Consider the following 13767-nt stretch of genomic DNA (forward strand, 5'->3'; position numbering starts at 1 on the left):
GTCTCATCCCTTAAGCAAATGGTGGTTAGCCTTTAACTCCCGTCATCGACACTCCTTGAACAATATGCTTTTGCAGCAAAATATAAACAATCATCGTCGGGATCGCCGCGATCGCGCTTGCGGTCATAATCGTGTTTACATGCAGCACATTGTTTGCTAAAAAGGTCGGCAGACCCGTAGCCAGCACCATATTTTCTTCCGTATTAATGACGATGTATGGCCAGATGAAATTGTTCCAGGACATTATGAAATAAAAGATCCCGATTGAGATCATCGCCGAGCGCGTAAGCGGCATATAAATCGACCACCATAGTCGAAGATCCTTGCAGCCATCTAGTTGGGCCGCCTCCATATAATCCTTCGGCAGTCCATTCATAAATTGCATAATTAATATAAGCCCGAGTGGATTGGTCAAGCTAGGCAAAATAATTCCCCAGTTGCTATCGAGCAAATTCATGCTTAGCACAGTTTCATATAACGGAATCAGCATCGCTTCCGTCGGAATGAGCAAGCCTGAAGCGCATAGAATGAACCAAAACCCTTTCGTCTTAAACGTTTTCCGTGAAAATGCGAACGCTGCAAGCGAGCTGATCAGAACTGTAATAATGGTCGTTATCGCGCCAATAATCAAGCTATTGTAAGTCCAGCGCAATATTTGCGACTCCGTAAGCACCTTTTTGTAGTTTTGCAGCGTCAAATCCGAGAAGTCTACCCATTCATTGATCGTAATTGCGGATACACCTTCAGGCTTGAATGAAACGACAAACATCCAAACGAGAGGTATAACAAATATGACGGCCAATAGGACGGTTAAACTGTAGATTGCAACTTTAGCCACCTGTTTTCCCCTCCATTACGATTCTTTCCTGTTCAGAAGCATGAATTGGATTGCAGCTATTAACAGCATAAAGAGACAGAATAGCGTAGACTGCGCCGCCGCAAGGCCAAACATATCCTTCTTGAAGCCGGTCACGTAGATGTAGCGGACAATAGTATTCGTTACGTCTCCCGGGCCGCCGTTCGTCATAATCTGCACTTGACCAAACAACTTCAGTCCCGCAATGATCTGGAAAAATATTTGCACCTTCATCACAGAGGATAAGCCTGGCAGCGTTATATAACGAAACTTGTGGAACGTTGATGCTCCGTCAATATCTGCCGCCTCATAAAGCTCAGGCGATATTTCCTGAAGTCCTGCCAGAAACAAAACCATAACAAATCCTACCGTCCACCACACGGTAGCGATAACGATCGACCACCAGGCAGCACCGGGATCTGTCAGCCAATTGATCGGCGGGATGCCGAGTGACTCAAGGATGACATTTACAAGTCCATGCTTTGAATCAAACATTCTTAACCATATAAAGCTAATAACAGAGACGGACAGCACATAAGGAAGAAAGTAGATCGATCTGAACGTCGTCTGAAACGGGATTTTCCTTTGAATTAATAGTGCTAATATTAAACCTAGTAAAATAATAATTGGAACAACAAGCAGTACAAAGTAAAGGCTGTTCCATAAATATTTGAAGAAATCGCCATTCGTCAACAGCTTCGTGTAATTGTCGAGGCCAACATATTTTTGCATGCCGAGAATGCCCCAGGTATGAAAGCTGATCCACACGCCACGCAAAAGCGGCCATATATAAAATACAATGAGCGGAATTAGAAAAGGAGACAAAAAAGCGATCGCTGAAAATTCAAGCTTAAGTAGTTTCTTCCACCGGGCACCGGCACTATGCTGCGCTCTCACATTCATCCTCCTTAAAAAGCTGGCTTGCCAGCCTGCTTGCATATAGGTGAAGGAACGGAACCGCATGCTGCCATGCAGTTCCACCTACGCCCTAGTTTTGAATAATTTCGTTAATCTCTTTTTCCATATTGCTTAGTCCTTCTTCAACTGAAACAGTCTTAAAAATAATCGCTTGAAGCGCTTCTTTCACAACAGTGTCAATCGCATTATACTGATCTGTTTTTGGTGCATATTTTACAGTTTGCTGAGACGCGATGAACTCTGCACGATAAGGCAGATTCAAATACTCTTCGCTGGCTACAACAGCTTTACCAGCTGGTACATGACCAGCATTTGCCCAAATTTTTCCGCCTTCCATCGTAAAGTATTTCATAAATTTCATGGAGGCTACCTTTTTCTCATCTGATACATAGTTTGGAATAACAAGCGTGTGAGAGCCGGACCAATGAGCATCGCTGCCGAAGAATGGCGGGATTGAGGCAATTCCTACATTTAGTCCTTCCTCGCCAAGATGCCAGCCCGCTTCCCAAACTCCGCCGAACCAGGTTGCTGATTTTCCGTTATGGAACGAATCCCAAGGCGTCTTGTCATTAATGTCGCTCAGTCCTTGGTCGTAAAGATCAAGGTAGAAGTTCAGTACATTTTTCGCATTATCGTTGTTGAGAGCCGCTTGCGACAGATCGTCTGTTAAAATATTTCCACCAGCCTGATAGTACAAATTGTAAAATGGCTCATGGAAGTATGGCGTATTGACTCCAAATGGCGTCACACCCGGTACTTTGTTTTTAATTTCTGTCAGGAACTGCTTAAAGCCCTCTGGAGAAATCTCTCCGAATTTCGGCGTGCCGTCCTCGTTCAGCAAGCCTGCCTGACTTAAAATATCCTTGTTGTAATAGAACATATGGAAATGTGTATCGAGCGGAACAGCGTATGGCTTGCCTTCATAGCTGACGCTTTCTACGTTTGCATCTGTAATCTCGTTAAAGTCGAACTGCGCCTGTGCCGCAATTTCATCCAGCGGGCTAAGCTGATCCGCTTTGACGAACGGTGCTAATCTATCAGCATGAGCTACTGCTACGTCCGGTCCTTTGCCTGAAGCAAGCGCTGTGCCAAGCTTGGCATAATACTCATTGGACTCCAGTCTAAGCGTCTTGACGATTACTTCCTTCTGAGATTCGTTAAATCCATTAACGATCTGATCGACGAAATCACCTTCGCCTCCGCCGAACAGATTCCAGAACGTAATTTCGACTGGCTCGTTTGATGCAGTCTCCTCGGCTCCACTATTTGAATGATTTGTCTGAGAGGAGTTGCTTGTGTTTGCCGGTTGATTTCCGTTGCTTGAGCAGCCCGCAAGCACTAAAATAACTGCAAGTGCTGCTAATAATGTTGAAGTCCAGCTTTTGTTTGCTACCATTCTTTTATTTTCCCCTTTTCTTAGGGCGTGTCTGAAAACCCGCTCAGTGGCCCCTTTCACCGCCTTTTCGCCCCCTGCTTCGTTCCGCTTGCTTGACGTACGCCCGGTACGCCTTCACAATCGCGCCTTGCATGGAACGAAAATTCGGCAAAATTGGCTGTCCTCGGAGTTCTCAGACACGCCCTATTAATTTCGGAGCTTTATGCATCCGCTCCCCCAAAGCTGTAAGCGTCTACATTTCGTTCCTGATATCATCTTAGCCCTTGCTCAGCCTTGCGAAAACGCACATAACCTCCTAATCCTTCGTAAAATCCCACTTTAAAAAACCGCACGAAGCTTTTACTGATTCGTGCGGTGCAATATTGAACAATAGCGGTGTCATATTTACAGATCGCGCATAATGCAGTTCGCAATAGTCCGCTTAATTAATGATCGACCTAGCATAAAGCCTGTTCATCTCCCTATACTCGCTCGGCGTCATCCCTTCCATCTTCTTAAACAGCTTGGAAAAATATTTGGAGTCTTGAACGCCAACCATTACGCAAATTTCGCTGCTTTTCATCTCCGTGCTGCGCAGCAGCGCCTTTGCTCTCTCTAAACGAACCTTGTTAATATAGTCAATAACCCCTTCGCCTGTTTCCTTCTTGAACAGATTAGCCAAATAATTTTTGCTTAAATGCACATGCTGGCTAAGAATTTGCAGCGACAGCTCTTGCGTATAATGCTGCTCGATATAGGCAATCACTTTAGGGACTGCGCCTTGATCGCTAGCATAGCCGCTGCGCAGCTTGCCGATCAATTCCTCGTATACCTCGATAAACCAAAGCTTCATATCCGCTAAGGTTTCAAGCTCTTTAATTTGATCGTACAGCTCTTTCTTGCGCTCATACAGCCATTCATGATCATTGGTCAGCTCCGAATACATCGCTGTCAAATTCAGCAGCAGCTCAATCGCAATGAGCTGCGCTCGATCATAATCCATGCTTGCTTCCGTATCATCGAGTATTCCTGTTACATACTCCTTCATCGCTTCTTTATCCAAGGAGTACAAATATTCGTTAAGCCTCTTGCTCGTAATTAGAGTCGGGCTGCTTCCTGCATCTGATTGCGGCCCAGGCGTAGAGGAAATCACGCTTCCGCAGCCTAAAAACAGCTTAAGCTTATAGCGCTCCTCAGCTTGCGCATAAGCATTGCGCAGCTGCGAAAGCGAGGAAAATTGATCACTCACCGATACTGTGACCGAAACGTTCCAGACCTTGGAAAACTGGTTGACGATGTGATAACCAAGCCTTATTGCCGCATCGTCTTCCACATCCTTCAGCAGCATATTCCATTCGCCAATGCTGCCCGAGAATTGCTCGCTAACGTACCCTTCAGCAGAGCAAGCTTCATATACAGCCTCTGCACCTTGCGCATGCAGCAACAGCATATCGCCCTCCGCCAAACGTTTGCTCAGCTGCTCCAGATAATCCACTTTAATATGAAGCAGCAGCAGCTTACCCTCCAGCTGCGACAAACCTGACGCGTGCAGCTTCTCCTCCGTCATAGAGGCTGAAGACATTGTGCCTTGCACAAGACCTAGCAGCAGCGTCTCTGGTGCAATCATCTCGACAGTCGCATCGCTCGCCTGCGCATGCGGCGTATGGCCGCTTCTCTCTCTTTCTTCGTCCAGCGTGGACTTGAGCTTCAGCATGACCTCCTCGAGATCCTTCGGCATCATGTCCGATTTGATTAAATAATCAGTCGTCCCAAGGCGCATTGCCTTTTGCGCATAGTCGAAATCCTCGAGACATGTAAGCAAAATAAGCTTTACCTGTCTGTCCAGCGACCTGACCTCAGCGATAAATTCCATTCCGTCCATTATCGGCATCTTAATATCGGATATGACTACATCCGGCTTCAGCTCCTCGAATGCGAGCAAGCCGTCCTTTCCATTGCCAGCTTCGCCCACAACGTTGAAGCCTATGCTCTCCCAATCAATCATCGCCTTGATGCCGTATCGCACCAAATGCTCATCATCGACAATTAACACGTTATACATCACTGTTCTCCCCCTTCATAATGGGAAGCGTTATCGTAACAGCGGTTCCCTCGCCCGGTCTGCTCGTAATCGCCAAGCCATACTCTTGCCCGCAAATTAGCTTAATTCGTTCCGATACGTTGGAAAGTCCCACTCCGAGAAATGAAGCGCCCTTCGCCGACTCGTCAAAGGAAGCTTGCTCAGGGCTATATACGGCCTGCTCAAATCCATGTCCGTTATCTACGATCTCGAACAAGAGACGTTTTCCTTCCTCTCGGCAGCGAATCGAAATAACTCCGCCTTCCGTCTGATCGGCAAAGCCGTGCAAAATCGCATTTTCCACGATTGGCTGCAAAATAACCTTCGGCGTTCTGTACATTTTCACCTCATCGGCGATATCAAACTGCACGTCAAATTTGCCAGCCGCTCGCAAGTTTTGAATGCCTAAATAACATTCCACATGCTCGATTTCCTCCTGTACGAGAACTGTGTCGCTTCCTTTGCCGATGCTAATATGCAGCAATCTCGATAACAATCTCGCCATCTCAGCCGCATTATTCGCCTTCTGAAACAGTGCTGTCCACTTGATCGCATCCAGCGTATTGTATAGAAAATGCGGATTAATTTGCGCTTCCAGCGCTTTGACCTCCGCTATTCTTTTATTGTTTTGCTCCTGGTACACGACGTCCAGCAGCTCCTCGATTTTTGCAACCATATCGTTGAAGTGATGCTGCAGCCGACCGATTTCATCCAGTCGCTTTGGATCCTGCTTAATTCTGGCCGACAGATTGCCGATATGAACCTGATTCATCGCTCTCACCATTTTTTTCAAAGGACTGGAGACCGAGCTGGCCATCGCATAGGCAGTAATAATTGAAAAGACAATGCCCGCTAGCATAATGATCACGATCACCTGAATGACTCGATCTGAATCCTTATACAAGCTGGAGCGTTCGATAACATGCACCACTCTCCAATCATTTGTTTGCAGCTTTAAATAATTGACCATAACTTCCTTGCCTTTATAGCGGGCAACGAAGCTGTCCTCTGCGTCTTCGTTATATAGCGCTGCACTTCCGTTCTCTTCAAACCATTGTTCAACCGAGGTTAGCAGCATTGATTTGTCAGCATGGGAAATAATGCTTCCCTTCTCATCAATTAGAAAGCTTTCGGTGCCTAGCTCGCTTCCAGCATTCTTTTTCAAAATATCACTTAGTATTTCTTCCCGTATATCCAGCACAACGGCCATATCAAGCTGACGACCATCATGAATATTAAACACCTGCTTCGATACAGAAAAAACCATCTCGTTATGGCTGTCCGCTGTATCTGAATATAAGCCTAAACGAGTGGGAAACCATACAAAATCGTTGCCGGCAGCTATCGTCTGATGGTAGAAGTCGTTCTTGTAATCCTCTTGATCATCCCAGCGAAAAATGCCTTTGATGTACATCGATTCCGTCATAAAGGATACGGATTTGAATTCTGGAGAAACGGCCGTATAATAGGCAAGCTTGGACGTAAGCGAGAGGTTTTCGACAACGCTTTCATCTTGATGCCTAATTTTTTGCAGCAGCGGCATAATTTCCGGGCTTGTAATCAACTGCATTACGATATCCTTATAGCCGGAGAAGCTGATGTCGATATTGTCCACCGTCTGTCTAATCAATTGCTTGGATGCATCTGCAACCTTCTTGTCGATCGCATCCTTCGTAATCGAATAGGAGACAGTGCCTAGCAGCAATAGAGGAACGGTCGTTATTGTAATAAGCAGCAGCATCCATTTGTATGTAATGCTTGATCTAAATGGCATTGAGACCTTTCTTAGTGTCTCTATCATATCATCATCTCCACAGGTGCAAGTTCTACTTAACAATATACGAACCTTCTATCATCCCGCAACAACAAAGAAGGACCCGTCTATTGGACAGGACCCTTCTTTGTCTTATTTCACAGCAAGCTCTGGATTATGGATACAGGGTGAAATTATCGAAGGATGTGCTCTTATGCGCCGTTCTAAGGCCAACCTTGCCATGCGTAAACGCTGTTGGCGAATAGTCGTTATAATCAATTTTCGGCACATTCATATCTCCCACGTATACCTTGATGTTCGTTCCGTTGACGGTTACCTTCATCCTATGCCATGTATTGATTGCCAGTGGCGTAGCAACCCCCGTCAAATTGCTCCAGCTATAGTTTTGCTTGCCGAGGTAAACGCCATCGGTCTTGATATAAGCGTAGTAGCCTTGCATAAAGTCAGCATTGCCCTGTCCGCGCTCCAATCCGTTTGCCGGATTTTTGCCGCGTATAATCAGACCTGCATCGCCGCCGGCTTCATTCATTTTAATGTCGGCTTCAACCGTATAGTTCGCCCAATTGTCATTGCCGAACGTCGTCTTGGCAAATGTTCCGCCTGCAGAATGATATTGTCCGTTGCTAACGGACCAGTTCCCTTCCCAACGCTTCCAGCCATCGCTGTTATTATCATTAAAGTTGTCCGTCAGATGAGGCACAGCTACGTGATGATGGAATTCCATCGAGGCAAAGTCGGCTTCTCCTGTCACGAATTCCACTCTCAGCTCCCTTGGCCCTTGCGTCAGCGGAACATTGTGCACCGTAATCGATCTCCAAGCATCCCAGCCGCCCGTATTTGGAACCGATACGATGCCTGTCAGATCAGTTGTACCATCCCATAGCCTAATTTGCACACCATTCATCGTCGTTGCCATACGGAAGGTCACATCGTAAGCTCCAGTCGAAGCAACATTGACACGATACTTCAACCATTCGCCGGACTGATTCCAGCCAACGTTATAGCCGCCTTCCGGATTGACGCGAATGTCGACGCCATCCTTGCGGTACTGCCCACCGATGTTTTCCGGCGTAGTATCATGGTAAGCGACGCCTTCCCCACCGCTCATATAATGAACAGCTTCAATTTTTCCCGGAACAGGCTTGTAGGCATCCCAGGCACTGCTGCCACCAACCTTATTGCTGAATGCGACATAAGCAAAATCGGCGTGGGTGTCCTCGGTCAAATAGCCGACTTTGCCACCAGCCAAATTGGCGCTTCTCGTCACCTTCAGCATATGATCAACATAGATTTTGAATTCCGTGCCGGCTTTCTCTACCCGAATATTATGCCATTTGCTGTAATCGAAGCCAGCAGGCAAATCAGCATTCACCCAGCCTTGAGACACGCCATTGACAACAAAATTCGTCTCAACCCGATTATATTTCGAGCTTAAGAGCGCTACTCCATAATTGTTTTCATCAATATAGGAAAACGTGACGCCATACTTTGGCGAGGCGCTCGTTCCTCTCGCCATTTGCTTTGTATGGAACTCAGCTGTATAGTTGGTGGCCGTCGACGCATTGGTTACTTGCTTGTACCATGTCGTAGCGCCCATTGAATTTTGCCACATTAATTCCTGATTGTAGATGCCCCAATTGCCGCCGTTCACATTGCTCCAGCTTGAACCAATTGTTGTTCGATTAAATCTATCCTGGAAATCGGGCTGTGCAGGATCAGGCTGAAAGGTTGCAGTTGGACCTAATACAATCATCTTATCTCCGTTCCAGACCACTCTATCCATATTCGTGCTGCGGATTGGCCAGCCTTCTGGCGTGTACCCTCTCCAGTCATGATAGAACATATATAGCGAGTCCAAATCCGGTCCCGTCACTAAGCTGTTATGGCCTAGCCCAATGGTCGGCCCTTCTGTAGAAATAAGAACCGGATTCTGATTGGTCGCAGGAACAAAGCCTGTGAGCGGATTGTTGCTAACTGCATAATCGACGCGGTATGCGGGACTATGCACGTGATTGCCGGTGTAGGTCATAAAGTATTTGCCATTGCGCTTAATGACGGTCGCCCCTTCCGTCCAGCCTCCATTTATCGACGCGCCAGTATTCACGCCAGGGCCGAACGTATATGGATCACTCATCCGATGCGCAATAATTTGTCCATGCTCTGCGCGATAAAAATACCATTGTCCATCATCATCTATAAACACATGTCCATCAATCGTCAAGCCTTTATTCGGGGTCTGAATCGTAAATGGCCCGGTTGGACTTTCACTTCTCAGCACGTAATGACCGCCTCCTCCCGGAGACGTGTACATGTAAAAGTAACCATTCCAGTAAATTACTTCAGGCGCATAAGCTCCTTTCGTCAACGGATCAGTTGCTACCAAGCCGACATAGGTCCAGTTCACCAAATCAGTGGAGCTCCATGCTTTAATGCCTGTTTCCGAATCCTTAGTGCTGACATACAAATAGTAAACGCCCTTAAATTTCAGCACATAAGGATCGCCTGAGCCATAGGTTGGCCATTCGTTGCTAAGCGTTTTTGGATTCTGATAAGCGTAAGCTAACGAAGAGGGAAGCGCGAGACATACAATCATTAGCACGAGCAGTACTTTAAATTTTTTGAACATCATACTCATCCTCTCATACGATCATGTAATCGCTTGCAATTTACGTTAACATCGTATCATCATCCATATTCGATTTTTATATCTTATTAAGTATATTTTTATGAAAAAGTGTAACGGGCACAGCAACTCTTCGCGGATTGTACGTTCCCTGAATTTGCTCCAGCAGCATGTCAACCGTCACCTTGCACATCTCCTCCACATTTTGCTTCACATAGCTGACATCGGGCAGCTCCGACTGATCGAAGCTAACCAGCTCCAGACTTCGTCCAGAGGATTGCCCCAGCAGTTGAATCGCTCGATGCGCATAATGCGTCAGCTCAGCATTGACCGTAAAAACAGCTGTAATCTGCGGATGCTCCTTCAGAAACTCCTGAATCATAAATACCCCGTTGCCTGATGCAATATCGGCAATGCTGAGCATGCACCACAAATTTTTATTGATTGATAGATTTCGCTCCAAAAATGCTTTCTCAAACCCTTGCGCACGATCGGTTGTCGCTGAATTCGTAACATTAACCGTTACGAAGGCGATATGCTCATGCCCTTTGCGAAGCAAATAATTGACCGCCTGATAAGCGCCGTCCAAATTGTTGGCACTGGCGCTATACGTTTCAATTTCCTTCATGTAGCGATCAATCAGCACAAGCGGGAAGCGATCCAGCGACAGCCTTAAAATATCGTTGTTGTACATCTCCTGCTCGATCGGGAAAATAATAAGTCCCTTCACCCGCAAATGCATCAAATCCTCGATTGCTCTGCTTTCCTCCAGTGCTGATTCCTGCGTAATTTTAATGAGTAGATGATAACCATTCTCCCGCACATATTGCTCAACGGCGTTAATAATATGTTGATCGACCTTTGTTTTCATGCACGGCAGAATAAGCCCGATCAGCCCCTTATAGCGGCTCATCGATTCATTGTCATCATCAATATGCTTTACAAACGTCCCTTTGCCGCGATGTCTGACGAGCACGCCTTCTTCAACCAATCCATTTATCGCATTTTTAGTCGTAATCTTGCTTACATGATAATGCTCCATCAGCTCCGTCTCCGACGGCACGCGATCCCCTGCCCGCAATTTACCCGAGCGGATCATATAACGGATATCCTCTTGAATTTGTTTGTACAATGGCATAGACTTCATCAGAATTGCCTCGCTTTACATGGAATTGCGTCGCATGAAATAATGAGTTCAGAGCTGCTTCGCAGGCCCGGACTATATGCATCATTTCATTTTCATTTTGGCAGAAACAGCAAAAATCTACAACCGTCAGTCAAGCGCTATTCCATGAAGCAAAAGCTCGACCATTTGCTCCAAAAGTTGTTCCAGTGGAGCTTGTGCTGCTCTGCGATCACGCCGCTCCTCCATTAGCTGATACAAGCTGCCGATATACATTTGAATAAATAAATCCATATTGAAGGGTCGCAATATGCCTTCCTTAACTCCTTGCTCGACCAATAGCTGCACTTGACCCCAGCCGAGCGTCACATGCTTATCAATTTCTGCCCATTGCTTCGGATATTTCTGTTTGAACTCCTTCAGGAGACGAATATCGGACAGAATAAACCATTCCGGTACATTAACAAGTGTCTTTTTCAGCTTCTCAAGCAGCGTTAGACTTACATCCTCCATAATAGAAGCCTCTGCGGCTTGCATCTCGAGAATGGAATTTGTAACGATTGCATCAATGATTTGCTCCTTGGACTCAAAGCTTTGGTAAATCGTTTTCGAGCTGACTCCTAATCGCGCCGCTAAATCTCTCATCGTAAACCTTAGACCGTTTTCAATAATCTCTTCCTTTGCGGCCTCAATGACACGTTGTTTCATTATTAGTTAGCTCCTCCTTTTTCGCTTAGATTAGGCTGATCTAATCAACTTCGGCAAGAAAATAAGCGGATAGACGATCAAGAACGAATTGGGAAGCCACCACCAAATATCAAAATCTCCCCTTATCGCCCAAAAGGAAATAGCCTGCAGCCCTGCACAAAACGTCAAGCTTAAGGAGACGATGCAAAGCGGCAGCCAAGCTCTACTCTTTCTTCGAAAAAGAGCAATACTTAATAACCCGGTAAGCGAAACCATCAAATCCAATGGAATAAACGAAAGATTCCATGCCACCATAATCGGATTATCGTAATCCTTATACAGAAACTCACTCGGCAGCAGCCCCATTAATACAATGAACCAATAAGCTAAAAACCCAACATCCGTAATCAGCATAGACACTTTCAATGATTTCCCCATAGTAACCTCCAGTGCGAAGTATGCACAGCAGTGCAAAAGCAACGATAAATGAAAAGTGTAAAAAGAATGCGAAATATGCGAGGAAAACAAATAAATAATTTTGTTTTCTTTGTTTTACATGATACTACTTTCTTGCTTGAGGTTCAAGTGGTGGGAATGTGAGGGTTGGAGATGTGGGATTTCGATTCATTTGGTAAAAAAGGGGCTGTCTGAAAAGTAAAGGGCTGAAAGGCAGACAAGGGATGCTGGCTAGTCGCTAAGGAAGCTGGATAACGTTATGTGTGACCAATGAAGCCTTGCTCATGCTAAGGAATATACAACGTCTTATTAGTCGGTTTTCCCCGTATTTAAGGGAGATTTCCGTACTTAAGGTTATGCATATTCGTTAGAATGTCCTTCGCCTGCAAACGGATCATTTAACGTTATCCAGATTCTTTAAACCTTCACTTTTACCTTGCACAGAGGCTTATATCTCAGCTTCTTTAATGCTATTAACCATTTTTTTGAGAACGTTTATACACATTCAAAATAACTAACCAACTCATGACGACGATTGCTGCAAAAAGCACAAGCATATTACTGTACAAATAAGTAGAACCATCAAAATTGATTGGTAGCAGCTTCCGATCCAGCAAGCTAATAGATAGCAAACCGCCTACAATGGCAATTCCCATTCCCTCTGCTAAAAAGCTTGTGAAATTAAGCAAACTCATTCCAGCGCCAGCTTCCTTTTGCTTCAAGCTGCTCGATACAATTGTAGATATAACGGTTTTGGTAAAGGAAAGCCCTCCAAAAACAAAAACCAAGATCGTTGTCATAAGCCATGGTGTTGCTTCTATAAAACATGCAGCGATTAAAAAGCTGATCGAAAGAAAGGCAGCCCCTATAGTTAGCACATACAAGGAACCTTTCCGATCAACAAGCAATCCCCCAATATAGCCGAAAATAATGACACTAATGGTTCCAGGAAAAAGTATTCCGCTGCCAATTGCTGCAGTACTTAAATGGTGAACATCCTTCATCATATAAGGAACCATCGAAATAAAGCCCGCTACAGTACCGAAGATAAGCCCTCCACAAAGGACTCCGATCATAAATGATGCATTTTTCCCCAGTGCAGGATCAACAAAAGGATCTGCTGCTTTTCTAATATGCCTTATAAATAATAAAAGCAATACAACACTAATAATTAACAAGAAAACCTTATAGGATGTTGTGAACATCATAAAACATACGATGCCTGCTGACATCAATACCATCCCTGCAATATCAAAACGGCCTTCAACTCTTTCTTCCTTTTCCAGCAGTTTTATTAGAAATGGAACCGTAATCATCGTCACGGTTGGAATAAGCAGCAAGTATGACCAATTGATGTAGTGAGCAATGAACCCGCCAATAGCTGGCCCAACACCTTCTCCCATCGCTACTATAGAACCGATAAGGCCAAATGCTCTACCTCTATTTTCCTTTGGAATATAGCGTGCGACGACAACCATCACAAGTGCAGGAAATGCTGCTGCACCGATTCCTTGAATTAAACGGGCTGTAATCAGAATAGGAAAGAAAGAGTGTCCAGCAAACCCAATTATCGATCCGAAGCAGTTCATGATAATTCCAAAAAGAAGCAGCTTTTTCAGACCCAGCTGATCCGATAGCTTTCCATATACCGCTGTCCCAACAGAAAAGGTCAACATAAAAGCAGTATTCACCCAATTTGCAATCGCTGGCGGTTTACCAAAATAATCGGCAATATCGGGTAATGAAACATTCAAAACCATTTCATTTAGTACACTGAAAAAAGATAAAACACAAAGCCAAACTAAAACTTGATTATGGTTATATCGTACAGTTAAACGTGAATAAGACTTATTCACATTTTACCCTCCAATAGCG

The 13767-nt window shown here is 45.1% G+C and carries 10 protein-coding genes; all 10 read right to left on the reverse strand.

All coding sequences use genetic code 11. From position 1 onward, the window contains the following. Positions 1-25 precede the first annotated feature (25 nt). The 10 genes from KJS52_RS16635 to tet all read right to left on the reverse strand — a co-directional run bounded on the left by KJS52_RS16635 (position 26) and on the right by tet (position 13748). Entirely contained in the window at positions 26-838 is an 813-nt protein-coding gene (locus KJS52_RS16635; RefSeq protein ID WP_246563674.1) for a carbohydrate ABC transporter permease, read from the reverse strand. A 15-nt stretch (positions 839-853) separates the two neighbouring features. Continuing rightward, positions 854-1753 carry a carbohydrate ABC transporter permease gene (locus tag KJS52_RS16640; RefSeq protein WP_213517325.1) on the reverse strand — a complete coding sequence of 300 codons (900 nt, stop codon included), beginning with the start codon at positions 1751-1753 and terminating at the stop codon, positions 854-856. A 91-nt stretch (positions 1754-1844) separates the two neighbouring features. After that, positions 1845-3170: an ABC transporter substrate-binding protein gene (locus KJS52_RS16645; protein ID WP_213517327.1), complete on the reverse strand. Its 1326-nt coding sequence runs from the start codon at positions 3168-3170 to the stop codon at positions 1845-1847. 421 nt (positions 3171-3591) lie between these two features. Further along, entirely contained in the window at positions 3592-5211 is a 1620-nt protein-coding gene (locus KJS52_RS16650; RefSeq protein ID WP_213517329.1) for a response regulator transcription factor, read from the reverse strand. Continuing rightward, positions 5204-7003 carry a cache domain-containing sensor histidine kinase gene (locus KJS52_RS16655; protein ID WP_213517331.1) on the reverse strand — a complete coding sequence of 600 codons (1800 nt, stop codon included), beginning with the start codon at positions 7001-7003 and terminating at the stop codon, positions 5204-5206. Before KJS52_RS16655 ends, KJS52_RS16650 begins: the two co-directional genes overlap by 8 nt. Positions 7004-7157: 154 nt before the next feature. Next, positions 7158-9629, reverse strand: a complete 2472-nt coding sequence (locus KJS52_RS16660; RefSeq protein WP_246563676.1) for a family 43 glycosylhydrolase — start codon at positions 9627-9629, stop codon at positions 7158-7160. Positions 9630-9705: 76 nt separating this feature from the next. After that, positions 9706-10764: a GntR family transcriptional regulator gene (locus KJS52_RS16665; protein WP_246563687.1), complete on the reverse strand. Its 1059-nt coding sequence runs from the start codon at positions 10762-10764 to the stop codon at positions 9706-9708. Positions 10765-10899: 135 nt separating this feature from the next. Beyond that, entirely contained in the window at positions 10900-11457 is a 558-nt protein-coding gene (locus KJS52_RS16670; RefSeq protein ID WP_213517335.1) for a TetR/AcrR family transcriptional regulator, read from the reverse strand. Between the two features lie 30 nt (positions 11458-11487). Further along, positions 11488-11874 carry a DUF5360 family protein gene (locus KJS52_RS16675; protein WP_213517337.1) on the reverse strand — a complete coding sequence of 129 codons (387 nt, stop codon included), beginning with the start codon at positions 11872-11874 and terminating at the stop codon, positions 11488-11490. Between the two features lie 491 nt (positions 11875-12365). Beyond that, positions 12366-13748 (reverse strand): Tet(L)/Tet(K)/Tet(45) family tetracycline efflux MFS transporter, encoded by a 1383-nt coding sequence (gene tet, locus KJS52_RS16680; protein ID WP_213517339.1) that lies wholly within the window; start codon positions 13746-13748, stop codon positions 12366-12368. Between the last annotated feature and the right edge of the window lie 19 nt (positions 13749-13767).

It is taken from the genome of Paenibacillus montaniterrae (assembly GCF_018403185.1).
Lineage (GTDB): Bacteria > Bacillota > Bacilli > Paenibacillales > Paenibacillaceae > Pristimantibacillus > Pristimantibacillus montaniterrae.